The 25,924-nt window shown below is 56.9% G+C and carries 22 protein-coding genes; 15 read left to right on the forward strand and 7 right to left on the reverse strand.

Going from position 1 to position 25,924, the window contains the following annotated elements:
• On the forward strand, positions 1–673 hold a 673-nt coding region (locus ACTIKR_RS11815; RefSeq protein ID WP_442327930.1), incomplete at its 5' end, for an alpha/beta fold hydrolase.
• Between the two features lie 182 nt (positions 674–855).
• Here ACTIKR_RS11815 and ACTIKR_RS11820 read toward each other — a convergent pair.
• Together ACTIKR_RS11820 and ACTIKR_RS11825 are read right to left on the reverse strand one after the other, a co-directional pair.
• The gene (locus tag ACTIKR_RS11820; protein WP_442327931.1) at positions 856–2,376 is read right to left on the reverse strand and encodes a fumarate hydratase; all 1,521 of its coding nucleotides are present in this window, start codon (positions 2,374–2,376) and stop codon (positions 856–858) included.
• 24 nt (positions 2,377–2,400) lie between these two features.
• A complete protein-coding gene (locus ACTIKR_RS11825) occupies positions 2,401–3,168 on the reverse strand; it encodes a crotonase/enoyl-CoA hydratase family protein (RefSeq protein WP_442327932.1) in 768 nt (255 codons plus the stop codon).
• Between the two features lie 159 nt (positions 3,169–3,327).
• Between ACTIKR_RS11825 and glyQ the strand changes: the two genes are divergently transcribed.
• From glyQ to ACTIKR_RS11865, 8 genes are all read left to right on the forward strand, one after another.
• Positions 3,328–4,230, forward strand: coding sequence for a glycine--tRNA ligase subunit alpha (gene glyQ / locus ACTIKR_RS11830; RefSeq protein ID WP_193088720.1), 903 nt, complete (start codon positions 3,328–3,330; stop codon positions 4,228–4,230).
• Entirely contained in the window at positions 4,227–6,362 is a 2,136-nt protein-coding gene (glyS, locus tag ACTIKR_RS11835; protein WP_442327933.1) for a glycine--tRNA ligase subunit beta, read from the forward strand. The genes glyQ and glyS overlap by 4 nt, the downstream gene beginning before the upstream one ends.
• The gene (gmhB, locus tag ACTIKR_RS11840) at positions 6,359–6,898 is read left to right on the forward strand and encodes a D-glycero-beta-D-manno-heptose 1,7-bisphosphate 7-phosphatase (protein ID WP_442327934.1); all 540 of its coding nucleotides are present in this window, start codon (positions 6,359–6,361) and stop codon (positions 6,896–6,898) included. The genes glyS and gmhB overlap by 4 nt, the downstream gene beginning before the upstream one ends.
• Before the next feature lie 2 nt (positions 6,899–6,900).
• On the forward strand, positions 6,901–7,635 hold the full coding sequence (locus tag ACTIKR_RS11845) for a lysophospholipid acyltransferase family protein (protein ID WP_442327935.1): 735 nt from the start codon (positions 6,901–6,903) through the stop codon (positions 7,633–7,635).
• Positions 7,619–8,419 (forward strand): M48 family metallopeptidase, encoded by an 801-nt coding sequence (locus ACTIKR_RS11850; RefSeq protein WP_193088716.1) that lies wholly within the window; start codon positions 7,619–7,621, stop codon positions 8,417–8,419. The genes ACTIKR_RS11845 and ACTIKR_RS11850 overlap by 17 nt, the downstream gene beginning before the upstream one ends.
• A 311-nt stretch (positions 8,420–8,730) precedes the next feature.
• Positions 8,731–9,144, forward strand: coding sequence for a lactoylglutathione lyase (gloA, locus tag ACTIKR_RS11855; protein WP_226816898.1), 414 nt, complete (start codon positions 8,731–8,733; stop codon positions 9,142–9,144).
• A gap of 79 nt (positions 9,145–9,223) precedes the next feature.
• The gene (gene pyk / locus ACTIKR_RS11860) at positions 9,224–10,681 is read left to right on the forward strand and encodes a pyruvate kinase (RefSeq protein WP_193088876.1); all 1,458 of its coding nucleotides are present in this window, start codon (positions 9,224–9,226) and stop codon (positions 10,679–10,681) included.
• The gene (locus ACTIKR_RS11865; RefSeq protein ID WP_193088714.1) at positions 10,674–11,825 is read left to right on the forward strand and encodes a glycerate kinase; all 1,152 of its coding nucleotides are present in this window, start codon (positions 10,674–10,676) and stop codon (positions 11,823–11,825) included. Before pyk ends, ACTIKR_RS11865 begins: the two co-directional genes overlap by 8 nt.
• 210 nt (positions 11,826–12,035) lie before the next feature.
• Here the strand turns inward: ACTIKR_RS11865 and rsmA are convergent, their stop codons facing one another.
• The 3 genes from rsmA to ACTIKR_RS11880 are packed head-to-tail and all read right to left on the reverse strand — an operon-like array spanning position 12,036 to position 16,672.
• A complete protein-coding gene (rsmA, locus tag ACTIKR_RS11870) occupies positions 12,036–12,815 on the reverse strand; it encodes a 16S rRNA (adenine(1518)-N(6)/adenine(1519)-N(6))-dimethyltransferase RsmA (protein ID WP_193088713.1) in 780 nt (259 codons plus the stop codon).
• Positions 12,816–12,827: 12 nt separating this feature from the next.
• Positions 12,828–14,330: a peptidylprolyl isomerase gene (locus ACTIKR_RS11875; protein ID WP_193088712.1), complete on the reverse strand. Its 1,503-nt coding sequence runs from the start codon at positions 14,328–14,330 to the stop codon at positions 12,828–12,830.
• Positions 14,330–16,672, reverse strand: a complete 2,343-nt coding sequence (locus ACTIKR_RS11880) for an LPS-assembly protein LptD (RefSeq protein WP_442327936.1) — start codon at positions 16,670–16,672, stop codon at positions 14,330–14,332. The genes ACTIKR_RS11875 and ACTIKR_RS11880 overlap by 1 nt, the downstream gene beginning before the upstream one ends.
• Positions 16,673–17,051: 379 nt before the next feature.
• Here ACTIKR_RS11880 and ACTIKR_RS11885 point away from each other — a divergent pair, with 379 nt between their 5' ends.
• The 5 genes from ACTIKR_RS11885 to ACTIKR_RS11905 all read left to right on the forward strand — a co-directional run bounded on the left by ACTIKR_RS11885 (position 17,052) and on the right by ACTIKR_RS11905 (position 21,866).
• The gene (locus tag ACTIKR_RS11885; RefSeq protein ID WP_370540214.1) at positions 17,052–18,149 is read left to right on the forward strand and encodes an aminoglycoside phosphotransferase family protein; all 1,098 of its coding nucleotides are present in this window, start codon (positions 17,052–17,054) and stop codon (positions 18,147–18,149) included.
• Positions 18,149–18,844, forward strand: a complete 696-nt coding sequence (murU, locus tag ACTIKR_RS11890) for an N-acetylmuramate alpha-1-phosphate uridylyltransferase MurU (protein ID WP_442327941.1) — start codon at positions 18,149–18,151, stop codon at positions 18,842–18,844. The genes ACTIKR_RS11885 and murU overlap by 1 nt, the downstream gene beginning before the upstream one ends.
• A 54-nt stretch (positions 18,845–18,898) precedes the next feature.
• Positions 18,899–19,606 (forward strand): hypothetical protein, encoded by a 708-nt coding sequence (locus tag ACTIKR_RS11895; protein WP_193088710.1) that lies wholly within the window; start codon positions 18,899–18,901, stop codon positions 19,604–19,606.
• An 86-nt stretch (positions 19,607–19,692) separates the two neighbouring features.
• Positions 19,693–20,400, forward strand: coding sequence for a response regulator (locus ACTIKR_RS11900; protein ID WP_442327937.1), 708 nt, complete (start codon positions 19,693–19,695; stop codon positions 20,398–20,400).
• Positions 20,401–20,438: 38 nt separating this feature from the next.
• The gene (locus ACTIKR_RS11905; RefSeq protein WP_442327938.1) at positions 20,439–21,866 is read left to right on the forward strand and encodes a HAMP domain-containing sensor histidine kinase; all 1,428 of its coding nucleotides are present in this window, start codon (positions 20,439–20,441) and stop codon (positions 21,864–21,866) included.
• Here the strand turns inward: ACTIKR_RS11905 and ACTIKR_RS11910 are convergent.
• A complete protein-coding gene (locus ACTIKR_RS11910; protein ID WP_442327939.1) occupies positions 21,847–22,902 on the reverse strand; it encodes a cytochrome d ubiquinol oxidase subunit II in 1,056 nt (351 codons plus the stop codon). The genes ACTIKR_RS11905 and ACTIKR_RS11910 overlap by 20 nt on opposite strands.
• Positions 22,899–24,059 (reverse strand): cytochrome ubiquinol oxidase subunit I, encoded by a 1,161-nt coding sequence (locus ACTIKR_RS11915; RefSeq protein WP_193087807.1) that lies wholly within the window; start codon positions 24,057–24,059, stop codon positions 22,899–22,901. The genes ACTIKR_RS11910 and ACTIKR_RS11915 overlap by 4 nt, the downstream gene beginning before the upstream one ends.
• Positions 24,060–24,164: 105 nt before the next feature.
• Here ACTIKR_RS11915 and ACTIKR_RS11920 point away from each other — a divergent pair.
• Positions 24,165–25,924: glutamine--tRNA ligase/YqeY domain fusion protein (locus tag ACTIKR_RS11920; RefSeq protein ID WP_442327940.1), on the forward strand; the 1,760-nt coding region annotated here is incomplete at its 3' end.

The raw sequence follows: 25,924 nt of genomic DNA on the forward strand, positions 1-25,924 counted from the left end.
CTGGAGTGTGTATGTGAGCGATGCAGTCGAACGTGGCCGCGCATCATGGGCACGCTATCCTGAAATTTTCCAGGGAGAGCCGGTGTTTCGCACCAAAAAGGAAGCCTGGGAATTGTTCCGCATTGGCAAGACCTATGCGAGCGATCCGAAATCTCGGCAGGCCATCCCAGGTACGCTGTTCCCCATCGCCGACTTTGACCAGTTCACCAAGCAAAGCATACCGCGCTGGGCGACCAATGACGAACGCACGCAGCGCGCCTATGACCAGTATGTGCAGCAGGCCTGCCCATGCGTGATTGTTGTGCACAGTCAGGGCGGAAATTTTGCGCTCACATCGGCCCTGAAATACCCGAACAAAGTCAAGGCCGTGGTGTTGGTCGAACCCAGCGGTTCGCCAGACCCGGATAAAACAGATCTGGCGCCTTTGCGCAATGTGCCGATGCTATGGGTCTGGGGTGATTACATTCAGGACTATCCATTCTGGAAGAGCATCAAGGAGCGGCAGGAACGATTCCGCGCTGCTTTGAACCAGGCTGGCGGCCAAGGTGATCTGCTGGATCTGCCGGCCAAGGGAATCCACGGCAACAGCCATATGCTGATGATGGACACCAATTCCCGGCAAATATCAGGACTGATTCAGGATTGGCTAAAAACCCAGGGGCTGGTGCGTTGACGATAATGACAATCCTTTGCCTCAACCTCACGTGTGCCAGGCCCATTTATCCGGCCTGAACCGGCGGCCCCATGGCGGCGTTGGCAACGTCATAATGCCATCGGACGGATGATCCAAACAAAAAAGGCCTGCAGCACCACGCTGCAGACCGTTTTATTTCACCTGAATAAATCTTCAAACCATCAGGCAGGGACCGGAATAATGCCGATTTTTGCCTGCCACTCGCGCGGGCCCGTTTTGTGGACCGAGGTACCACTGGAGTCGACGGCAACCGTCACCGGCATATCCTTCACGTCAAATTCGTAAATCGCTTCCATGCCCAGGTCTTCGAACCCGACCACTTTGGCGCCACGAATGGCTTTCGATACCAGATAGGCCGACCCACCCACTGCCATCAGGTAGGCAGAGCGATGATTCTTGATTGATTCGATGGCGACGGGACCGCGCTCGGCCTTGCCGATCATCGCGATCAGGCCGGTTTTTTCCAGCATCATGTCAGTGAACTTATCCATGCGGGTAGCCGTGGTTGGACCTGCTGGCCCCACCACTTCATCACGCACCGGATCCACCGGACCGACATAATAGATGACGCGGTTGGTGAAATCGACAGGCAGCGGTTCGCCTTTTGCCAGCATGTCCTGAATGCGCTTGTGTGCCGCGTCGCGGCCGGTGAGCATTTTGCCGTTCAAGAGCAGCGTCTGGCCGGGCTTCCAGCTGGCCACTTCTTCTTTGGTCAGCGTATCCAGGTTCACCTGTTTGGAAGCATTGTAATCAGGGGCCCAGTGCACATCAGGCCAGTCAGACAGCGATGGCGGCGTCAGGTTCGCGACGCCCGATCCGTCCAGTACAAAATGCACATGGCGAGTCGCGGCGCAGTTAGGAATCATGGCGATGGGTTTAGAGGCCGCATGGGTCGGATAGGTATTGATCTTGATATCCAACACCGTTGTCAGGCCGCCCAGGCCCTGAGCGCCAATGCCCAATGCATTCACTTTTTCGTACAGCTCGATCCGCAACTCTTCCAGTTTGTTTTGCGGACCACGAGCCAGCAGCTCGTACATGTCGATGTCTTCCATCAGCGACTGCTTGGCCATCAGCATGGCTTTTTCGGCAGTGCCGCCAACCCCGATGCCCAGCATTCCTGGCGGGCACCAGCCTGCTCCCATGAGCGGCACGGTTTTCAATACCCAATCCACGATGGAATCGCTGGGGTTGAGCATGGCGAACTTGGATTTATTCTCGGAACCGCCTCCCTTGGAAGCGACCTGTACATCAACCGTATTGCCCGGCACCAGCTCCACATGCAAAATACAGGGCGTGTTGTCCTTGGTATTTTTTCGTTCGAAAATCGGGTCGGACAATACCGAAGCACGCAGTTTGTTATCCGTGTCCAGGTAACCGCGACGCACGCCTTCATCACAAGCCTCCTGCAGGGTACAGGACAGATCAAAGCGCACGTCCATGCCCACTTTCAGGAATACATTCACAATGCCCGTATCCTGGCAGATAGGACGCTTGCCCTCAGCGCACATGCGCGAGTTGGTCAGGATCTGGGCAATCGCGTCCTTGGCCGCCGCACTTTGCTCGCGTTCATAGGCACGGGCCAGATGCTGAATATAATCGGCCGGATGGTAGTAGCTGATGAACTGGATTGCATCTGCAATAGATTGGACCAGATCATCTTGTTTGATTACAGTTGTCATGATTAATGTATTTGCTAGTAAAAGTTACCTGCCCTTCCAGACGGGGGGACGTTTTTCTGCGAAGGCAGTCGCGCCTTCCTTGGCATCTTCCGATGAAAAAATGTGGGCCATGCGGGGGTTCTGCAGGGCAAACATATCGTCTGAGCGCCAGTCCTGGGACTCGGTCACGATCTGCTTGACCGTGCGAACCGCCAGCGGCCCGTTTGCAGCGATCTTCTCTGCCAATTTTAACGCAGCTTCCAGTGCCGTGCCGGGTTCCACCAGATCGTTGACCAAACCGAGCTCGTGAGCGCGTTTTGCGGCAATCATATCGCCAGTCAGCAGGGCTTCCATGGCGACGTGGTACGGCAGCCGGCGTGGCAGGCGCAACATGCCGCCCGATCCGGGGACCAGACCACGCTTGACTTCGGGCAGCCCGAAACTGGCGTTATGGGCGGCGACAATCAGGTCGCAGGCCAGGGCCAGCTCAAACCCGCCGGCCAGCGCATAGCCTTCAACGGCGGCAATCAGCGGCTTGGCCGGTGGCGCTTCGGCCAGCCCGCCCAGCCCGCGTCCCGGAACCACCGCACGGCGCTGGGTACGGGCAAATTCCTTCAGATCCATGCCAGAGCAAAAGGTATTGCCTTCACCGCGCAAGATACCGACGGTCAGATTGTCATCGGCGTCAAGCCGGTCCAGCGCATCGGCCAGCGCAAATGAAGTGTCGTAGGTGAGCGCGTTGCGCGCCTCGGGACGATTGATCGTCAGAATAAGGACGCGACCACGTATTTCAGACTTGATTAATTCAGACATGAGATCTCCAGACTGCCATTTTCGGGATACCAGAACTTTAAATCATTCCGCGCGCAAAATCCGCCCATATGGTTGCCATCTTGCAAGAAACAGCCGAATACCGCAGCAAATCCGTTAAAATCGGCGATTCAGCTTTTTCTAATTATCTTGAGTCCGTCCATGCTAACTTTTCAGCAGATTATCCTGAAACTCCAGGAATACTGGGATACCCAAGGTTGCGCGCTGCTGCAGCCCTACGATATGGAAGTGGGAGCCGGTACATCGCACACTGCCACGTTTCTGCGCGCCATCGGGCCCGAGCCGTGGCACGCTGCCTATGTGCAACCGTCGCGCCGCCCCAAGGATGGCCGCTACGGCGAAAATCCCAATCGTCTGCAACATTATTATCAATATCAGGTTGTCCTCAAGCCGGCGCCGCCGGATATCCTGGATCTGTACATCGGCTCTCTTAAGGCACTGGGCATCAACCCACAGGAGCATGACATCCGCTTCGTCGAAGACGATTGGGAAAACCCCACACTCGGCGCCTGGGGACTGGGCTGGGAAGTCTGGCTCAATGGCATGGAAGTGACCCAGTTTACGTATTTCCAACAGGTGGGCGGCCTGGACTGCCCTGCCACCCTGGGTGAAATCACGTACGGCCTGGAACGGTTGGCCATGTATCTGCAGGATGTGGAAAGCGTTTACGACCTGGTGTGGACCTTGCGACCCAATGGTGAAAAAGTGCTGTATCGCGATGTGTTCCACCAGAACGAAGTGGAACAGTCGACCTACAACTTTGAATATGCCAATACCGATATGTTGTTTGCGCATTTTAACGACTACGAAAAAGAAGCCGCCCGTCTGGTCGAGATTCCGCTGGCCCTGCCTGCGTATGAATCGGTCCTGAAGGCTGCCCACACATTCAATATGCTTGACGCGCGCGGCGCCATCAGCGTAACGGAACGCGCAGCCTATATCGGCCGTATCCGTAATCTGTCGCGCAAGGTCGCCCAGGCTTACTATGATTCACGCGAGCAACTCGGCTTCCCTATGCTCAAGAATAACAAGGCAGTATCATGAATTCGCCCTTACTTGTTGAACTGTTTACCGAAGAACTACCACCGCGGGCTCTGCAAAAACTCGGACAGACGTTCGCCGACAGCCTCGCGCAGGCTCTGGCCAAACAGCATTTGCTGGGTCCCGACAATGTGACCCAATGCTATGCGACCCCGCGCCGGCTGGCAGCGCAGTTAAGCAGCGTACTTGCGGTCGCTGCCGACCAGCTGTTTTCCGAAAAACTCATGCCTGTCAAAGTGGGGCTGGATGCAAATGGCCAGGCCACGCCCGCCCTGCAGAAAAAACTGGCGGCGAAAAATCTGTCGCACCTGACGCCGGCAGAACTTGCCCGTGAATCCGATGGCAAGCAGGAATACCTGGTTGCCCATGGCACCGCTGCCGGTGCGCAATTGCAAAATGTGCTGCAGGCCGCCATTGAATCGGCATCGGCAGACCTGCCCATTCCCAAGGTCATGCGTTATCAATTGGCCGACGGCCAGACAAGCGTACGTTTTGTGCGGCCGGTCCATGGCCTGGTCGTGCTACACGGCAGTACAGTGTTGCCCGTCACCATTCTGGGTATCGAAGCCGGCAACAGCACACACGGCCACCGCTTCATGAGCGAAGGCCCCATCACCCTGGCCCATGCAGATGACTATGAAGCAACGCTGGCTGACAAAGGCCGTGTCATCGCCTCTTTCGAAGCGCGCCGCACCGCCATCCGCCAGCAGCTTGATGAGTCCGTAAAAACGCTGGGCGCCTCGCTGGGGGACGAAGCAGAGGTAACGCCGCTACTGGACGAGGTGACTGCCCTGGTTGAACACCCGACCGTTTATGTCGGGCAATTCGATGAGAAATTTCTGGCTGTGCCGCAGGAATGCCTGATTCTGACTATGCGTCTGAATCAGAAGTATTTTCCGCTGTTCGATCCGGCCAGCGGCAGACTGATCCACAAATTCCTGATCGTCAGTAATATGCACGTGGCCGATCCGCATCATATTATCCAGGGCAACGAACGGGTAATCCGCCCCCGCCTGGCCGATGCCGAATTCTTTTTCGAGACCGATAGAAAGCTGCCACTGGCCTCGCGTGTTGCGCAACTGGACAATATCGTCTATCACAACAAGCTCGGTTCCCAGCATGACCGTATCGAACGTCTGCGTCGCATCAGTTCGCGCCTTGCCGAGGACCTGAACACCAAAGTCGCCCTGGCCGACCGCGCAGCGCAGCTTGCCAAGGCCGATCTGACTTCTAATATGGTTGGGGAGTTTCCCGAGCTGCAAGGTATCATGGGCAGCTACTACGCCCAGGCCGATGGCGAGCCCGCTCAAGTGGTCCAGGCGCTCAACGGCCAGTACCGCACACGGTTCGATACCCCCGTCAACGACGATAACCTGATCTCGGCCATCCTGTTCATTGCCGAACGCATTGAAACGCTGGTCGGCATCTGGGGCATCGGGTTGCAGCCTTCAGGTGAACGCGACCCGTTCGGGCTGCGCCGCGCGGCGCTGGGCATTATCAGTGCGGTTGAGCAGCTGGCGGCCGGCGGCTATCTGGCCGCCGCACCAGCGAACCCAACACGCTTTAATCTGCCGGCGTTGCTGGCTTTTGCCATGGGCACCTTCAACGCCGGCACGCTGCATTCGGATACGGCAGACGAGGTGCTGATCTATATCTATGAACGATATCGCAATCAGCTCAGCGGCAACTATGCAAAATCCGTGGTGGATGCAGTGATCGCCGTGCAGCCTGCGCTGCAGGAAGTGGCCGCAAGGATCAAGGCCGTAACGGCGTTTGCTCAATTGCCGGAAGCAGAAAGCCTGGCCGCGGCCAACAAACGAATCGGCAATCTGCTGAAAAAAACCGAAGGCAGCCTGCCTGCCATTGATCCGTCCCTTTTCACCGAACCTGCCGAAAAAGCACTGTACGATGCGCTGCATGGAATCGAAGCAACGGCGCACGCGGACGCTGCCCAGGGACATTTTGAGAAAAGCCTGGCGGCGGTGGCGCAAACCCGCAGTGCCGTAGATGACTTCTTTACCCATGTGATGGTGATGGCCGATGACCCGGCCGTTCGCAACAATCGCCTGGCCTTGCTGTCGCAACTGCACGCCACCATGAATCTGGTGGCCGATATTTCAAGGCTGGCCCAATGAAGCTGGCCATTCTTGATCGCGACGGCGTCATCAACGAAGATCGGCCGGATTTCATTAAATCTGCCGATGAATGGGTGGCCCTGCCCGGCAGTCTTGAAGCCATTGCCCGTCTTAGCCGCGCCGGCTGGAAGGTGGTCGTGGCCACCAATCAGTCTGGCCTGGGACGAGGGCTATTCACGCCCGATGACCTGACCGCCATTCACCAGAAAATGCAACAGCAACTGGCTGCGTTGGGTGGCCACATTGACGCCATTTTCATGTGCCCGCATCTGCCGGATGCCGGATGCAGCTGCCGCAAGCCACTGCCCGGCATGTTCCTGGAAATACTCAAACGCTATGATGCACCTGCCCACGAAGTCGTGTGTGTCGGCGATTCCCTCAGGGATATCACCGCTGCACATGTAGCTGGATGCCAGACCTGGTTGGTGGAAACTGGCAACGGACAGAAGACCCGCAACGACCCCGGTCTGCCCGAATCAGTACAAATCAGGCCTACCCTGGCCGATGTGGTCGACAGCTGGCTTACGGAATCCTGATCATGCTTTTTCTACGCTCTGTTCTTTTCCTGCTTTTCCAGGCAGTAACCGTTGTACCCTACGCCATCGGCTGCATGCTGGTATTGCCGCTGCCCTTTATCTGGCGCTATCGCTATACCGCAGGCTGGCCACGCATGGTGATTTGGGCTGCCAAAATATTTGTCGGCATTCGCTACGAAATAAAAGGCCTGCACCATGTCCCCGATGCACCGGTTATTTATCTGAGCAAGCATCAATCTACCTACGAGACCATGTTTTTTGCCTGGTTTCTGCGCCGGCCGGCTTGCTTCGTCTATAAAAAGGAACTCAATTACATTCCTTTTTTTGGCTGGGGCCTGGCCAGTCTGCGCAATATAGCCATCAATCGGCAGAAAGGGAAAAATGCCATGCAGCAGGTCATGGAAATCGGCACCCAGCGCCTGGCCGAAGGCCGCTCTCCCGTACTCTTTCCCGAAGGAACACGCATCCCGCCGGGTCAGGCCGGCGCCTACAAGCTGGGCGGCACACGACTGGCCGTCCATGCCAACACGCCGATCATTCCGGTCGCGCATAATGCCGGGGAGTGCTGGCCCAAAAAACCGTTCACCAAAAAACCGGGCGTGGTTACCATTTCCTTTGGCCCGCCAATTGAACCGGCAGGCAGGACGCCAGACGAAGTCATGAAAGAGGTGCGTGACTGGATCGAAGGTGAAATGCGTGTGCTCAATCCCGAACGCTATCATGACGTCGCAGTCTGAACTATTCCGTACGTCTACTCCAAGCCTGCCCGAGGGCGCACGCCTGCGCAACGTGGCAACCTTACACGGGCTCATTACCTTTACCCTGGCACGCAGCAGGCGCCGCAGTATCGGCTTTGTGATCGGCAGTGAGGGCTTGCGCGTGACGGCGCCCTACTGGGTCTCGCTGAAGCAGATTGACGAGGCCGTGCTGGAAAAAGCCGAGTGGATCCAGAAGAAACTGGACTTCTGGCGCCAGCGCAACGCAACGGCCGACCAGGCTCAACAGTCCTGGCTTGCTTGCACACAACTTCCGTATCTGGGCGCGACTATTACAATTGACATTGATGCTGGCGCGCACCAGGCACGCTTTGATGGCGAGCACTTTCATCCCCAGATCCAAGACACGCTTTGGCTTGCCTTGCCCGCCAATGCCAGTGCAGAACAGCGGCGCGCCGCCGCAGCCCACTGGCTGCAGACGCAGGCGCAACAATATTTTGACCTGCGCATCCACGCGCTTGCGACCAATGCGGGCCTGCAGTTTAAAGCATGGCGGCTGTCGCGCGCCCGCGCCCGCTGGGGCTCGTGCAATAGCAGTGGCAGCATTCGCCTTAACTGGCGGCTGATCCACTTCACACCGGATATCATTGACTATGTCATCGCGCATGAACTTGCCCACTTGAAGCAGATGAACCACAGCGCGCGATTCTGGCAACAAGTCGGCATCATCCTGCCGGGCTACGAAGCGGCCATGCAGAAACTAAAAACGACCGACATGTCCACCCTGCCCACCCTGCAAGCCTGACACGCAACGCGAGGGCCGCCCGATCTTCATTTACAGGGCGATTGCACCCGCCCCTTCCTGTCCCGTCCCGCATTGCACCGTGATCATTTGAACGGGCAATGGAATGCTGCGCCCTGCCTGCCTTTTGCCGTCGAAGTCGCAGCGATGCACCGTCTGCGAACACCGGCATATGACAATTGCAAAACCGCCGCTACGGGCGGGCAAACGGCCATCCAAACTCACTGGCGGGCCGGCTGCGCGCACGACGATCGTGTATGATAGAAACTCGCGTCCACGGGACGCAAACACATCATCATTATTACGAGGACACCATGCAATTTCTACACACCATGTTACGCGTCGGCGACCTGGAACGATCCATTGAATTCTATACAAATGTTATCGGTATGAAACTGCTGCGACGCTCGGAAAATCCCGAATACCAATACAGCCTGGCCTTCCTGGGTTTTGAAGCCAACCCCCATCAGGCCGAACTGGAACTGACCTATAACCATGGCGTTTCCGAATACGATATGGGCGATGCCTATGGCCACATTGCAATCGGCGTACCCGATGCCCATGCTGCCTGTGAGGCCGTCAAGCAGGCCGGTGGCAACGTCACACGTGAAGCCGGACCGGTCAAGGGTGGTACAACGGTTATCGCGTTTGTGCAGGACCCTGACGGATATAAAATCGAATTGATCGAGAGAAAAAATTTGACTGCAGCCGGCACCGGCCTGCGTTGAATTCAGCCGTTTATCGCAGATAGCATAACGGCTGCCCGCCGTTGAGTCCGCCCGAGGAATCGCCTACATGACTAAGCAGATTAGCACCAGACGTCGTACCAAGATTGTTGCCACACTGGGCCCCGCCACCACATCCGAAGCCCAGATCGAAGCCATGATTCTGGCAGGCATGAACGTTGCCCGCTTTAATTTTTCGCACGGCGACGCACAAGACCACCGCGAACGCGCCCGGATCATTCGCAAGCTGGAATCCAAGCTTGATGTGCATATTGCGATTATGGGCGACTTGCAGGGCCCGAAAATCCGGATCGCCCGCTTCGAAAACCAGAAAATCGTGCTGGAACAGGGCCAGGAATTCATCCTGTCCAACGACTATCCTTATGACAAGGGCACAGCACAAATCGTTGGTATCGATTATCCCGAACTGGTTACCGATTGCCGACCGGGTGATGAATTGCTGCTCGACGATGGCCGGATCGTACTTGAAGTGGTGCGAATTGAAGGGCAAAACGTCTACACGACTGTCACCTCCGGTGGCGAGCTGTCCAACAACAAGGGCATCAATCGCCGCGGTGGCGGACTGTCCGCACCAAGCCTGACAGAAAAAGACAAGGCTGATATTGTGCTGGCGGCAGAGATCGGCGTCGATTTTGTCGCCGTTTCTTTTCCGCGCTATGGACGGGATATGGAAGAAGCCCGGCGCCTGGTCCAGGAGGCCGGCAGTTCGGCCTGGATCGTTGCCAAGATCGAGCGGGCCGAAGCAGTTGCCGATGACCAGGCCCTGGACGAGCTCATTACCGCCAGTGACGGCGTCATGGTTGCGCGCGGAGACCTGGGCGTGGAAGTGGGCGACGCCGAGCTGGTCGGCATCCAGAAAAAGATCATTCGCCACGCGCGCACCCTCAATAAATTTGTGATTACCGCCACGCAAATGATGGAATCGATGATCAATCACCCGTTCCCGACCCGCGCCGAAGTTTCCGATGTCGCCAATGCCGTGCTCGATTACACCGATGCCGTCATGCTGTCGGGTGAAAGCGCATCGGGCCTGTACCCAGTGGAAACGGTCAAGGCCATGGCGCGTATCTGCGTGGGTGCCGAAAAACACCCAACCACCACGCAATCGCGCCACCGGCTTGGCGAAACGTTTACACGCTTCGATGAAACCATCGCGCTGGCCGCCATGTACGCGGCCAACCATTTTCACCAGGTGCGTGCCATTATCTCGCTAAGCGAAAGTGGCCATACGCCGCTTATCATGTCGCGTATTCGTTCGGGGGTTCCCATTTACTGCCTCACACCGCATGACAGCACCCGCAACCGCGTTGCCATTTTCCGTGGCGTGTACCCGGTCGACTTTGATCCGGCCGCAGTCAAGGAGACCGATGTCGCACGGGCCGCGATGGCGCAACTGCTGAAATATCAACCACTCGATCGCGGCGATTGGGTGCTGCTCCTGCAAGGGGACCACTATGGCGTGATCGGGGCAACCAACAGCATGAAACTGCTTTGTATGGATGATTTTCTTGATGACTGAACCGCTTTATATCGTGATAGCCCCGGACTCGTTCAAGGAGAGCCTGTCCTCGTCCGGGGTGGCCCAGGCCATTGCCGATGGCATCAAAACAGTGGCTCCTGATGCCACCCTGGTACTGATGCCAATGGCCGACGGCGGTGAAGGAACCGTTGAAGCCATCGCTGGCAGTACCGGTGCCCCGCTGCAAACGCTGGACACCGTCAATGCGCTGGATGAACCGATTACAGCTGCCTGGATCATGCTGCACGACGACACCGCCGTAATTGAAATGGCCAGCGCGGCAGGACTGGAACAGATTACCGAAGACAAACGCGATGTACGACGCGCCAGCACCTATGGGCTGGGTCAACTGGTCTCTGCCGCCCTGGATCACGGCGCCCGGCGGATTGTGCTGGGCCTGGGCGGGTCTGCCACCAATGATGCCGGCACCGGCCTGCTCTGCGCGCTGGGCATCCGGTTCCTGGACAAGGCCGGCAATCCACTGAAACAGGGGCCTGCTGCCCTTTACGAACTGGCAGCCATTGATCTGTCCGGCCTGGATCCCCGGGTTGCCAAGACCGAATGGCTGATCGCCTCAGATGTCAACAACCCCTTGTGCGGCGAGCACGGCGCTTCAGCCATCTTCGGTCCCCAAAAAGGCGCCAGCGCGGATGACGTGCAGTTTCTGGATGCGGCACTGAGCCACTTTGCTGATATGACGGCGCAGGCGACCGGCCATGATGTGCGCGAGCAGCCCGGCGCCGGCGCTGCCGGAGGGCTGGGCTTTGCGGCACTGGCCTATCTGAAAGCGGTGTTCAAGCCAGGCGTGGAGGTGGTGGCGGAATATGCGGGTCTGGACGAACACATACAAAAGGCCGATCTGGTCATTACCGGCGAAGGACGGCTGGATGCACAAACCCTGCGCGGCAAGACCATCGCCGGTATTGCCGCCCTGACCCAAAAGCATCAGGTGCCACTGATCGCACTGGCCGGCTCATTGCATGAAGACTTCGCCAAAGTCTATGATGGCGGTATTACTGCGGCGTTCAGCCTGCCCGGCGGGCCCATGTCGCTGAAAGATACCATGCAGCAGACCCGACAGCTGCTGATGCAGCGTAGCCGGGACATTGTCGCGGTTTTTCTGGCGGGGCGTCGCGCCCGGTAAGAACACGGTGCGCAGGCACACGATTGGAAGGAATGCGCCTGCCCGCTTTCGCTGTGCAATACCGCAGACCAACGCAGCAGAACGATATCGCTGCGCAATGTCGCTAAGCAATGCTGTAAACAATTGAAAAGTCAGATCAGCCCTTGTGGCTGCAGATCGGCAACGGTGCAGATCTATGGCTCAACAGGTTGCGTCCTGCGACACGGGTTGTCAGGCCAGTACGCCCTGCTCAACCAGATAATCAGCCAGGCGGATATAGTCGGCCACCGACAGTTCTTCTGCCCTGGCGGTCTCTTTGATATTAACCTGAACCCAGTCTATCTGCCAGTCTGCCAACACCCGTCGCAACATTTTTCGCCGTTGTGAAAACGCCCGCGCCACCACCTGAGAGAAGGCGCGTTCACTTTTTGCCTGCGCGCGCGTTTGCGGCAAAGGCACCATGCGCACGATAGCCGAGGTTACCTTGGGCGGCGGGTCAAATGCTTCGGGCGGCACATCAAACAGATGCTGCATATCGTAGCGCACCTGCAGCATGACCGAAAGCCTGCCGTAATCGCCCTCACCTGGAAGGGCCACCATGCGCGCGATGACTTCTTTCTGCAGCATGAAATGCTGATCGCGAACATGATCGGCAAACGCGACCAGATGAAATAGCAATGGGCTGGAAATATTGTAGGGAAGATTGCCGACAATGCGCAGGTCCTTGCCGAAAGCGGCAAAATCCACCTTCAGGGCGTCGGCCTCATGCACCGTCAGCCGCTCCGGGGCAAAGCGCTTGCGCAGGCGCGCAGCCAGATCGCGATCAATCTCGATCACATCCAGATGCGCAACGCGGTCATGCAACGGCCCGGTGAGCGCAGACAGGCCCGGTCCGATTTCGATAACCGTTTCGTCTCGCGCAGGGCTGACCGCCCGCACAATGGATTCGATCACACTTTCATCGGTCAGGAAATTCTGACCGAAACGCTTGCGGGCCTGATGGACTGCCATTCTTATTCTGCTCTAGGGCTTACTTTTCTGTTGCGTCAGACGGTTGTCAATATACGCTTTGGCACGCAACTGTTGCAGCCAGTCTTCATAGACAGGTTCAGCACGTTTCTGGAAAAGCGATTGACGCGCCAGGTTACGGCGGATTTCGGGCTTTTTGTCCGAGCTGCGACGATCCTCGACCATGATCAGATGCCAGCCAAACTGCGAACGCACGGGCGCACTAAGCTGACCGGGTTGCAGGGCGCCCATGGCCTTCTCGAACGCAGGATCGGAAACGCCTGGCGGAATCCAGCCGATTTCCCCGCCCAGTGGCGCTGAAGTGTCCTGCGAGAATTTCTTGGCCGCATCATCAAATGACATGCCGCCTTCGATCTGATTGCGAACGTCATTGATTTTTGCACGGGCCTGCTGATCGGAGAAGACCGGCGTAATTTTGACCAGAATATGTTTGACCTTGCTCTCGGTAATGTTCACCGGTCCCTGCTGCTTGGCCATCTTTTCAATAGGGGGTACCGGTGGCGGTGGCGGCGCCGGCGGCTGCACGGTCACGACCCGCTTGTTTTCCTGGACCAGACCACGACGCTCTACTACCTTGAGAATGTGAAAACCATTGGGCGCCTTGAAAACGCCGGTGGTTCGTCCATCCGATACTTTTTTCGTGACGCTCACAAACAGCGATGGCCAGTCTTCGAACATGCGGATACCCAGGTTACCGCCGGATGCCGCTTCGGGACCGTCGGAATATTCCTTGGCGACGCTTTCAAAGCTAGACCCGCGGCGCAGCTTTGCCATCGCCGCATCTGCTTTCTTGCGCGCGGCGGCAACGACATCCTCTGGCGAGTTATCGGGCACGCGAATATAAATATGCTGCAGGGCAACCGCCTTGGGAACAAACGAGCGCTCGACCACCACTTGCTTTTGCGGTGGCGGCTTGGGCTGATTTTGCCTTTCGGCTTCCCGGCCAGGCAAAATACCTGTCGGATTCTGTTTCAGAAACGCATCAATATCGGATTCGTTCACATTGACACGACTCTGGATAATCTGGGTGCGCAACTCTTCCATAACCATTTCATTACGAAGATTACGAATATAGTCATTCCAGTTCAAGCCCATCTGCTCGATCGCCGGCCGCAACTTTTCGGGCGATAGGTTGTTGCGCTGAGCAATATTGGCCATGGCCTGCGACAATTGTGCATCAGTAATCTTGATGCCATATTGCTCGGCATCCTGACGCATGAGTTTTTCGTCAATCATCGCCTGCAATACCGTCTGCTGGGCCTGGTTCTGACCGCCGGTGGTCACGCGATTGCTGGCCATCCTTTGCTGCAACTCGCGCATGGTAATGATTTCATTATTGACCACGGCCGCAATACCATCAGCGAACTGCCCTGGCGTACGCTGCTGTGAAGCCCCGGTTTTTTTTGCCTGCTGCGCCTGCGCGACCGGCGGCACAACAATAAAAATAGCGGGGATGGCGAGAGCAACTGCTGTTCGCATGAAACCCAATTTACGCATTATTCATACCTTTCAAATGATGTCCTGGCCGGAACGGGGGTGTTGACACTTTCGTATCCGGGCACATTCTGTCTTAACAAGTCCATAGGATCTTTCCCGACCGAGCCCAACCCTGCCAATTCCAACTGAAAGAATATAGCAGAATTCGAATCCTGTTTCGAAACGGCGTAACGTTTCAAAACAACTCGCCCGGTCCAGCAGCAGTCGCCTTTATACTCGACACCCAGAATATGCTGGGTGACACGGCTTTCCTTGAGGGAATAATCAACCCTGCCCACACCGTACAGCTTGCTGGTAAAGGGCCACTGGCCGGCAAAGCTGACTGTTTCCTTGCCCTGCAACTGGTAGGACAGCGGATTGCCCTGGTTGATATCGTTGCGCTCTTCATCCGCATACGGATCCCGCTGGTAACGGTAGGAAAGCGAGAGCGTTGTCAGCCGCTTGGGCGTCCATTTTGCTGCAGCATAGACCTGGGTTGTCTTGCCCTGATACGGGTCGATCTGCAAGGCAGCCTGGGTCGTAAATTTATTGGTCAGCGCCGCTTCGGCGCCGAAAATCCAGTCAGACTTGGTGCCAATACGCGGAGATTCAAACGGCAGGGTTACGCGTTGCGAATCAAAATACACGCGCTGCGCCACTTGCAATGCAAGGCGTTGAAAGCCGGTGTCCCGGTCAAACCAGCGCGAAGTCAAACCCAGTGTAACCTGATTGGCGTTATTGATTCGATCCCATCCCCCGTTATAGCGGTTTTCCGAAAAGGCGCTGGCAAATCCGAACTGACTCACATCAGTGTCAAAAACGGGGATATCGCTCTGGTCCTGATAAGGAATGTACAGATAATAGAGCCTCGGCTCCAGGGTCTGTGTAGACGGATAACCGAAAAGCGTGGTGTCACGCTCGAACGTCATGCCGGCATCCAGGGACACAATGGGCAGTACGCGAGATACCGAACGCCGCTGGTTGCCGCTTTGGCTGAAGAACGAATGCTGGCCATAACGCGTATACCAGTCGGTTTCGTATTGGGAAGCATGCAGGCCGATTTTGGGAGTGATGTACCAGCCGGGCCTGACAATCGGGTAGCTTAAGGTGGAATACGACATAAAGCGCGTTCCATCCGGACGCAAATGCCCTTCTGTCTGATCAATGATCTCATCGCTCAGTTTGGAGCCAAAATACGTGGGATATTCAAATCGCGTCAGCGTATTAGTGGTTTCCATATCCAGGCCATGCCAATCAAAACGCGCGCCATGGACCCGCAATTCCGGCACTTTCTCGTACTGGCCATAAATGTCGGTCGTCGTGGCGTCCTGCAATGTCTGGTATTTCTGGATCTGCAGATAACCATCCCAATATTTGTAACCAGAAAATCCGAGCGTGACATTACGGTTCAGATAGGTCTTGTCCGCCTGGGTGATGGTAGTCATATCCGTAAAGTCACGGTAGTAATCATCATCAGAGACGGCGTTCCAGTCTACCGATAGATTAAAATTGAGCCCCAGCACGGACCCGAGCGATTGCAGGTGCCGCCAGGAAAACATCCAGCGGGACCGATCCAGCTCGTTGTCCCTGTGCATATAGGCACCGGTCATCGTACCGGAATAATTCGGCTGCAGATAACGGAACTCTGCGCCCAGCTGCGCACCGCGTTTGCTGAGGTAACGCGGGGTCAGCGTCAAATCATACTGTGGCGCCAGGTTGATGAAATACGGGACAGAAAGATCCAGACCACTGCGCGAGGTCATGCCGTAAGTCGGCGTCAGAAAACCGGTTTTTTTCTCTGCCCGGATCGGGAAGGTCAGATACGGCGACCACATCACCGGCACGCCTTTGATATACAACGTGCCGTCTTCGGCGATCCCTTCGTTCTCATCGTTATACAGATCGACGTTGCTCGAACGGATCTGCCAGAACGGCTCGTCGCAGTTGCAGCCGCTGTACGTCGCATCCTTCAGGTTGACATGATTGTCGTCAATGATATTGGCCTGGCTGGCCTGGCCCTGGCCACCGGTGGCCAGACTGTATACCGGCGACGTAATGGTGCCGTTCACCTTGTCGATGTTATAGCGCAGTCCCGGGCCGGTGATCAGATTGCCGTCGCGAAACAGACGGGCATTGCCAAGTGCTGTTACCGTGCCGGTGCTTCGGTCATAGTTGATGGTATCGGCCTTCAGAATGGCATCAGGCCGGCGGATCTGCGACTTGCCATCCAGAGTAATGGTATTGGTGTTGTTGGTGATGTCCGCACGTGCGCTATCGGTGAACGTGACGATCTCATCGTTGTTGAGCGCCGGACTGGTGAGCATCGGCGATACATACAGCCGTGGCGCAGATGTCTGGCCCACTCCGGGCACCGAAACACCGGTCTGGGCAAAAGCAATCGGGGATACGGTCAGAAGAAATAGGTGACAGATCTTTCGCACTGTGCTTTTTACCGGAAATAATTGAAGAAACCTGTCCTGTTACCCTGTTTCCCGGGACTGAGACGGGAAAAGCATACTGCAACATGCATCGCCAGGCGATCGGGTCTTGTCAGACTCCCTAATGATGCAGGACAAACCAGAGGATACCGCATAAAATATCGGTAACCTGCAGTTTTTACATTAGCCCGTTATTATAGTTATCTAGTGCAGGCAACGGCAATGCCCGCCCGATTTACCGAAATAAAAATCAGAATCGGGCCCAACCCACTGATATCACATACCTTTTTCACGACAAGCATTCATGACGACGTCCGCAGCTCCTTCCCCTTCCTCCGGCAGTTCCCCAGAAGCCATGACCGATACCTCTGTGAACGATACCCGCTACGCACTGGTGCAGACCTGGCTGGCCCCGATTGCAGCAAAATACGGCATTCGCACCGACAGCCTGCGCCCTGCATCCAGCGACGCCAGCTTTCGCCGGTACTTCCGGGTGGATACGGACTCGGACAGCCTGATCATCATGGATGCCCCTCCGGCCCATGAGGACTGCCGCCCGTTTGTGGATATTGCCACGCGCCTGGATCAGGCGGGACTGAACGTGCCGAAAATTCTGGAGGCGCAGCTCGACCAGGGCCTGCTGCTGTTGAGCGATCTGGGCCACGATACCTATTACCAGCGCATTGTGAACGGGATGGATGACGCGACCCTGCAGGCGCACTACCTAAGCGCGCTACAGGCGCTGGTCAGGATGCAGCAGGTGCCGTCTGATCAACTCCCCTCCTACGACAGCGTCAAGCTGCGCGAAGAACTGTCCCTGTTTCCCGACTGGTATGTGGCGCGCCACTGCAACATCGAACTATCCGATCAGGAACGCGCGGCGCTGGACACGATTTTCGATAACCTGTCGGCGCATAATGCCCGGCAGGCGATCTGCTTTGTCCACCGCGATTTCCATTCACCAAACTTGATGATCAACGACCATCCGGAAAACGGCGCCGGCCCGGGCATCATTGATTTTCAAGATGCCGTGTGCGGTCCTGTTTCCTACGATCTGGTGTCGCTGGTCATGGATGCACGTACCACCTGGGAAGAACCCCGGCAACTGGACTGGGCCATCCGTTACTGGGAACAGGCCAAAAAGGCCGGCATTCCGGTTCCCGCAGACTTCGCCGACTTCCACGTTGACTACGAATGGATGGGATTGCAGCGCAATTTACGCATCCTGGGCGTTTTTGCCCGACTCTCGATTCGCGACGGGAAATCCCATTACCAGCAGCATATACCGCGGGTCAATGCCTACGTACGTCAGGTCGCCGCCCGCTACAGTACCTTCCGTCCGCTGCTAAGGCTGCTGGACCGCCTGGACAACATCGAAACGAAAGTAGGATATACATTTTGATTCAAACCATGATTCTTGCGGCAGGACGCGGCGAACGCATGCGCCCGCTGACCGATACCCTGCCCAAGCCCCTGCTGCCCGTCAACGACAAGCCGCTGATTGTTCACCATCTGGAACGCCTGGCGGCCGTCGGCATCACCGATATCGTCATCAACCATGCCTGGCTGGGCGAACGCCTGGAAGCCGAACTGGGCGATGGCAGCCAGTTTGACGTGGCGATCCAGTACTCCCGTGAAACCACCGCGCTGGAAACCGCCGGCGGCATCGCCCATGCCCTGCCGCTGCTGGGCGATCAACCGTTTCTGGTGATCAACGGCGATGTCTGGTGCGACTGGAACCCCATACAGGCCGTCAGCGTGGTCAACAGACTGCACGACTCTCCGACCCAGGCGTGGCTTCTGATGGTGGATAATCCCGAGCATCATCCCGAAGGCGACTTCCGCCTGGATACGCAAGGCTATCTGAGCCCCCGTCAGAACGGCGACGCCGCCCTGACCTACGCCGGTATAGGCGTATTTCACCCCAGCCTGTTCCGCAATATCGACAATGGACAACCGGCGCCGCTGGCGCCGCTGCTGCGCATGGCGATGGCGACCCGTTCGGTCGAAGGCTATCATTACACCGGCAACTGGACCGATGTCGGCACGCCTGCACGTCTGGCCGAACTTGACCGGCAACTGCGCACCGTCTGCTAAATTGTCAGTGGAAAATGTACAATACAGTACTGTTGATATTCGGATGAAACACCCATGTTTGGATCTTCCAAAAGAGCCACCTTCAAGCCTTCTGTTTTTGAAACAAGCAGCCGTCGTCGTCATCGCCGCATGCCACCATGGGTGGGCATCCTCTTTACCGGCGTTATCATTGGCGCCGGCGGCTACTGGTTTTTGCAGACCAATTACGGCCCCAAGCGCCTGAGCCTGGACGAATCCAATAAACTGACGAGCGAAGTTTCGTCGCTCTCGACCGATCGCCAGCAGTTGCAATCACAACTGGAATCGGTCACACAGCAACGCAACGCTCTCCAGTCGCAGTTGGAATCGCAGACCGAAGCACTGAACAACGCCCAAAGCCAGGTCAAAGATCTGGCCAACAATCTGACGCTGCTCAAAAAAGTCATTCCGGCAGACCCAAGCGGGAGTGCACTTGGTATTCGCGTTGGCGAATTCAGCGGCCCGATGGGCAAGCTTGACTACAGCATGCTGCTCATGAAGAAAAATGAACAGGATCCCGATCTCCAGGCGTCCATCGAATTTGCAGTCAATGGCCGCTACCGCAATGGCCGTTCCGGTACCGCCGAACTGGATCCGATCATGCTTGACGTAGCCGATTTCCAGCAGGCAGCCGGAACACTGGAAATCCCCCCCACAATGACTGCTCGCCGGGTTACGGTTAAAATCACAGATGTGGCAACCGGAAAGGTTTTAACCACACGCACTTTCCAGGTCAGCCGCTAATGCACTGAGCAAACCGCCGATCTTTCTGATTTCATTGTATTTCGGCCGCTTGCGCTCCTTTCCACCCTTTGGCAAGATGAGGCACTATGGACAAGCAACTGATAAAAATTCTCGTCGTCGATGACGATCCTGCCCTGCGCCAGCTTCTCGCGGAATATCTGAACCGTCACGGTTACGATACCCTGCTTGCACCCGACGCCAGTGATATTACCCAGCGTATAACCAAATTCTCACCTGACCTGATCGTGCTGGACCGCATGCTGCCCGGTGGCGACGGTGTGGAAACCTGCCGCAGGCTGCGTGCCCAGAATGAAGACATTCCGGTCATTCTGCTCACAGCCAAGGACGAAACGGCAGATCACATTATCGGTCTCGAATCCGGCGCCGACGACTATCTTGGCAAACCCTTTGACCCGCGCGAACTGCTGGCACGTATTGAAACCGTACTGCGGCGTAAAAAAGGCGCCTCGGCGTTGGTCAAGGAAACACCGGTGCATTTCGGCCCCTTTACCTTTGATCCGGCCCGGCGCCAGTTGTTCAAAGACAATGTTCAGGTCAAGCTGACCGGGGGTGAAATCAATCTGCTCGAAGCCCTGGTCAAAAACTCTGGCAAACCGTTGTCCCGTGAACGTCTGCTTGCACTGGCACGCGATGACGACGAAGGCGAACGCAATGACCGCGCCATTGATATCGCCATTCTGCGTCTGCGTCGCGCCGTCGAAGACGATCCCAAAGACCCGCGCTGGATTCAGACTGTCTGGGGCATTGGCTACCGATTCTCTCCTGACGCATGATAAAACCTTCGCTGTGGCCGCGCTCCTTGCGGCTGCAGATGATCCTCTTCATTCTTGGCACTGTGATTCTGGTGCAGCTTGGCAGCTTCACAGTCGGCAATTATATCAAGGAACGTTTCCTGGAAGATATCGTTGTCAATTACCTGTCTACCACCATCCGTACGCTACGCTCAGCCGTATCGCAGATTCCTGAAAACCGCCGCGCCGATTTCATTATCGAGGCATCCCAAAAACGCTGGTACCTGCTTTCGCGCGCCGACCCCTATGCCAATCGGCGACGCCGCGGTGGCACACTCGACAATCCCATCGCACCACCCCCCCCCCCTGTGCCAGAGGCCGCCCGTGAAGTGGAGCGCGCCCGTCGCCAGGCTGCCCAGAAGCCGACCCCAGGGCCATCGCGCCTTGCCCAGCAGCCCAGCAGCGACATCCTGAAAATCGTCAAACGGCTCAATATGGAGCTGGACGACGGCACACGTGTCGGCCTGACACGCGGTCCTACACCGCGCATGTTCATCTCGCTGCAATCGGACGATGACGGTACGCAATTCATCCGCGAATGGCTGGTTATTCCGCTGGACCGTATCCAGCCGCCAAACATGCATGCGATTACCATCGCCTGGCTGAGCCTGACCGGCCTGCTATTGATTCTGGCCGCCGGATTCGCCTGGCATATCACCCGGCCGCTGACCCGTCTCACCCTGGCCGCAGACAAACTGGCGCAAGGACGGCCGGAACGCGTCACCCCGGCCGGTCCGACCGAAACCCGTCAGCTCGGCGAACGCTTCAACGCCATGCTGGACGCGCTGGAAGAGTCCAAGGCCGTACAGCAAACCCTGCTGGCCGGGCTGCCCCATGATCTGAAAAGCCCGCTGGCGCGCATGCGACTGCGCGTAGAGCTGACTGATGACATGACGTTCAAGGACGGCATGCGCAACGACGTGCATGAAATGCAGGACATGATTGATCAGTTCATCAGCTATGTGCGGGGATCGGACCTGGCCACCTATAAGTTCCAGCCCGTCAATATCTGCGATTGGGTTGAGGAGCGCGTCGCTTCCTGGAACGATGCTGGCAGCCCCGTGCATCTGCGTCCACTGCCTGCCAAGACAGCCTATGTCAGTGCCGATACCTTATCTTTGGGACGCGTTCTGGACAATCTGATCAGCAACGCGCTCAAGCATGGCCGTCCGCCGGTAGATGTCTATCTGACGCTGACCGACGAGCAGGCGATGCTTTCGGTCGCCGATCATGGCGACGGGATTCCGGCAGAACGCCGCTCGGAAGCGCTACGCGCGTTTTCGCGTCTGGATTCAGCCCGGACCATGACCGGAAGCGTCGGTCTGGGGCTATCCCTGGCAGAAACCATCGTCAGTGCGCATAACGGCAGGCTGACACTGGACAGCAGCGACAGCGGCGGCCTGCTGGTGACGGTGACCCTGCCCCGGGTTAATCCGCCCGCTTCATAAACGACACATCTTTGGCCTTGCGCTCCTTGCCCAGCATATCCCGGTAATACCACAGCGTGACCAGCGGCACCACCACCAGGAACAACGCAAAGGCTGCTACCAGCAAACGGGTGGTTCCCAGGCCGGTCACACTTTCCCAAATTGTCAGTTCATCCAATACAAAAAACGGGAAAATACTGAATACCAGTCCGACGATCACGCTCAGAACAATCAGAACCGTGAGAATGAATGGCAGCCAGATAAGGATTCGCACGCGCTGCACCTTGCGCACCACCAGTTCGATCAGCACGAACATGGCAAGCAAGGCAAACCAGCCGATCAGCACCACCGGCAGCCGGGTTGTTTCGGTCCACTTGAAAAACACCCCGCCGTTGACCATGCCCAGCGCCACAGACACGGCCACCACGCCCGCAGCGGTCAGGCGCGAAGCCCGGCGCACCCATCCCCGGGCCTGCAATTGCAGATCATCTTCGACTCGCATAAGCAGCCAGGTGGCGCCCAGCAGCACGAATGTCGCCACGGTACACAGCGCAATGAATACAGCAAACAATTGGCTGCCGGGCTCGGTGCCAAAATTGACGGCGATACGGCCAAGCACCAGTCCCTGTCCGAAAGCAGTCAGCAACGAGCCAATGGCAAAGGCGGCGGCAAACACGGAACGACCACCTGCCAGCGCACGCAGACGAAACTCATAGGCCACGCCACGCAGTAAGGCGCCAGCACCCAGCAACATCAACGGCAAATACAAGGCGCCACTCACATACGCCCATGCCTTGGGAAAGGCCGACAGCAGGATGGCACAACCGAAGAAAATCCAGAAGACGTTCATATCGCGCCATGGCCCGAGGAATGTGAACATCCTGGCCCGCTGCTCCGGCGTAGCAAACGGCATCAGCATCCCAACGCCCAAATCGAATCCGTCCAGGACGGCCGCGGCGATGGACACACCAAGAAATACAGTAAAACAAAGCAGCGGCATCCAGAAGCCCGGATCGTAGCTATTGAGTCCCAAAGAACCCGCCAGTGTATCGATCATGCCGTTCTCCGGATTTTACGCACGGGCACGACACCATAGCGAGCGGCGCGGCGCACCAGGAAAATGAAACCGGCCACAATCACGGCAAACAACAGCCACATGAACACGGTGACAGCGCTGATCAGCACTACGCCCTGCCCACGGCTGAACGCTTCGGCGTAGGTCACCAGTCCATGTACGAAATACTGACCATCGCGCAGCGACAGCAGGATATGCGTCAGCCACAGTGCCAGCCAGCTCGCAGGACCGACCCATACCAGCACATGCTGCAGCCAGCGCGGCAGTTTGCCAAAATCGCTGCGCCGCTTCAGATACCAGCACCACTGGATCAAAGACACCAGGGCAAGCAGTAAGAGTACGCCGAGCACAAGTTTTTGCGCCCAAAGCCCGATTATCGGCAGCGGCGCTGCCTGCCGGAACAGTTCGGTTTGAAAAACAGCGCCGATGGCGGCCAGCATACCCAGCCCCAGGGTCGTCAACCCGGTGCCTATTCTGAATCCCAGCTGTTCGGCTGCATTCAAGGGTTTGGTCAGGGCCTCGCTGGCGCTGATCGATACCATCAGTCCACCGACGCCCAGGCAGCCCAGTGCGATCATGAATGCGACGCGATGCCAGGCCTGGGCCTGCACAATAAACACACGCCAGTCGATCAGGGTAAGCGGGATGGTGTCAGGCGCCAGTCCGGCCGGAAAATGCAGCCAGCTCTGAAAGCAGATCAACAACACGGCAATCACGGTCAGGCCAAGCGCGGCCAGCAATACAAAAATGCTATGTAGCCAGGATGAAAGTGTCCCCTGACGATACAGCATGACGTCCGTCACGAACAGTTTGATAACGAACGTAATTGCGGCGATCAGGACGATAAGTGGACCACTGACGGGCCCCAGCCGCACGAACAGATTGGGCCATAAGGCGCCGGACAGAATCAGGAGGAACATCATGCCAAGCAGCGATACGGTCATCGAAAGCGCGAAAATACGCACCCAGAATCGGTACATATCCATCCAGCGCCCGTCGGCAGACTTGCGATGCGTCATGCCTTTGCAGAACAGCAGCAACCAGCCTAAAACGACCGTGCTCAGACCGAAAACGGCAAAAAAGGACAGCGAACTGAAAAACTGCAGTTTTGCCAGCTGTAATGATGAAATATCCCACATTCTCGATAGCAGTTTAAATTTCGGGGCAGTTGAGCGATTCCCATGAGTCTAACCGCTGAACATGGCAAAATGGTCGATATTATCGATTTATTGAAATTTTAAAATATGTCCGCCTCAACGCCAGAGCTTCCTGCCGCCAATTTTTTGCGAACCATCATTGAAAACGATCTGAGCAACGACCGCTATCAATCAAAAAGATGGGCCGGCGAACCCGGCCCTGCCTCGGTTTTGCAGAATGCACCGAAAGATCCGGCCCGCATCCGCACCCGTTTTCCGCCCGAACCCAATGGCTACCTGCATATTGGACACGCCAAAAGCATCTGCCTGAATTTCGGGCTGGCGCGCGACTATGGCGGCATCTGCCATTTGCGCTTTGACGACACCAATCCTGAAAAAGAAGAGCAGGAATATGTGGATGCCATTGACGACACGCTCGAGTGGCTGGGTTTTACCACCAAAGGTCCCGATGGCGAGGAAAACCGCTATTTTGCCAGCGACTACTTTGGCTATATGTACGATTTCGCCGAAGCGCTGATCAAGGGCGGTTATGCTTATGTCGATGAACAGTCGCCTGAACAGATCCGGCTCAACCGCGGCACGCTTACCTCTGCAGGCGTCAATTCGCCCTGGCGTGATCGTTCGGCCGAGTCATCGCTGACCCTGCTGCGTGAAATGAAAGCGGGCAAGCACCCCGACGGCAGCCTGGCTCTGCGCGCCAAAGTGGACATGGCCTCGCCCAATATCAATATGCGGGACCCGGTGCTATATCGCATTCGCCATGCGGTGCATCACCGCACCAGTAACGATTGGTGCATCTACCCTATGTACACTTACGCCCATCCGATAGAGGATGCGCTCGAAGGCATCACCCACAGCATCTGTACCCTTGAGTTCGAGGACCAGCGGCCGTTCTACGACTGGGTGCTGGCCCGACTGATGGAACTGGGTCAATTGCGCGACCCGCTGCCCCGCCAATATGAATTTGCCCGTCTCAACCTCAAGCATGTCGTGACCAGCAAGCGCAAACTGCTGCAACTGGTGCGCGAGGGTCATGTCACCGGATGGGATGATCCGCGCATGCCCACCCTTACCGGACTGCGTCGCCGTGGCTATACGCCGTCTGCCCTCAAGCTTTTCTGCGATCGCCTGGGCGTATCCAAGTCCGACTCGCGGATTGACTATAGTCTGCTTGAACAGGCGCTGCGCGATGACCTGGATCCGATTGCCGATCGCAGTGTGGCCGTGCTCGATCCGATCAAGCTCATTATCACCAATTATCCCGAAGGGCAGACCGAGGCGTGCAGCGCCCCGCGCAACCCGCACGATGCGCAGGCCGGCCGGCGCCAGTTCCCCTTTTCGCGCGAATTGCTGATAGAACGCGACGATTTCCGCGAAGAACCACCCAAAAAATATTTCCGCCTGTTCCCCGGCAATACCGTCAGGCTCAAATATGCTTATGTGATCAAATGTACCGGCTTTGACAAGGACGAGGCCGGCACCATTACGCATGTTTATGCCGAATATCTTCCCGACACCAAGAGTGGTACGCCGGGCGCCGACAGCGTCAAGGTCAAAGGCAATATTACCTGGATCAGTGCGGCCCATGCCGTACCGGCCACGGTCATGCTCTACGACCGGCTCTTCACCGACCCGTCTCCCGACAGCGGAGAAAAGAATTTCCTTGATTTCCTGAATCCCGACTCGATGCAGCGGGTCAGCGCCTGGCTAGAACCGGGCTTTACCGCCACACCCGGCGCCCGCTGGCAATTTGAGCGGCTGGGCTATTTTGTGGCAGATTCCAAAGACTCTACGCCAGAAAACCCGGTATTGAACCGCTGTGTTACGCTGCGGGATTCATGGTCCTA

The organism is Advenella sp., from assembly GCF_052108595.1.
GTDB lineage: Bacteria > Pseudomonadota > Gammaproteobacteria > Burkholderiales > Burkholderiaceae_B > Advenella.

Coding starts and splice junctions, on each gene's coding strand:
- ACTIKR_RS11910 (WP_442327939.1), bottom strand. CDS start 22,902: ATGATCGATACACTGGCGGGTTCTTTGGGACTCAATAGCTACGATCCG.
- ACTIKR_RS11865 (WP_193088714.1), top strand. CDS start 10,674: ATGACTGAACCGCTTTATATCGTGATAGCCCCGGACTCGTTCAAGGAG.
- ACTIKR_RS11905 (WP_442327938.1), top strand. CDS start 20,439: ATGATCCTCTTCATTCTTGGCACTGTGATTCTGGTGCAGCTTGGCAGC.
- ACTIKR_RS11900 (WP_442327937.1), top strand. CDS start 19,693: ATGGACAAGCAACTGATAAAAATTCTCGTCGTCGATGACGATCCTGCC.
- ACTIKR_RS11820 (WP_442327931.1), bottom strand. CDS start 2,376: ATGACAACTGTAATCAAACAAGATGATCTGGTCCAATCTATTGCAGAT.
- ACTIKR_RS11850 (WP_193088716.1), top strand. CDS start 7,619: ATGACGTCGCAGTCTGAACTATTCCGTACGTCTACTCCAAGCCTGCCC.
- gmhB (WP_442327934.1), top strand. CDS start 6,359: ATGAAGCTGGCCATTCTTGATCGCGACGGCGTCATCAACGAAGATCGG.
- glyS (WP_442327933.1), top strand. CDS start 4,227: ATGAATTCGCCCTTACTTGTTGAACTGTTTACCGAAGAACTACCACCG.
- ACTIKR_RS11825 (WP_442327932.1), bottom strand. CDS start 3,168: ATGTCTGAATTAATCAAGTCTGAAATACGTGGTCGCGTCCTTATTCTG.
- ACTIKR_RS11845 (WP_442327935.1), top strand. CDS start 6,901: ATGCTTTTTCTACGCTCTGTTCTTTTCCTGCTTTTCCAGGCAGTAACC.
- ACTIKR_RS11895 (WP_193088710.1), top strand. CDS start 18,899: ATGTTTGGATCTTCCAAAAGAGCCACCTTCAAGCCTTCTGTTTTTGAA.
- ACTIKR_RS11885 (WP_370540214.1), top strand. CDS start 17,052: ATGACGACGTCCGCAGCTCCTTCCCCTTCCTCCGGCAGTTCCCCAGAA.
- ACTIKR_RS11875 (WP_193088712.1), bottom strand. CDS start 14,330: ATGCGTAAATTGGGTTTCATGCGAACAGCAGTTGCTCTCGCCATCCCC.
- rsmA (WP_193088713.1), bottom strand. CDS start 12,815: ATGGCAGTCCATCAGGCCCGCAAGCGTTTCGGTCAGAATTTCCTGACC.
- gloA (WP_226816898.1), top strand. CDS start 8,731: ATGCAATTTCTACACACCATGTTACGCGTCGGCGACCTGGAACGATCC.
- glyQ (WP_193088720.1), top strand. CDS start 3,328: ATGCTAACTTTTCAGCAGATTATCCTGAAACTCCAGGAATACTGGGAT.
- ACTIKR_RS11915 (WP_193087807.1), bottom strand. CDS start 24,059: ATGTGGGATATTTCATCATTACAGCTGGCAAAACTGCAGTTTTTCAGT.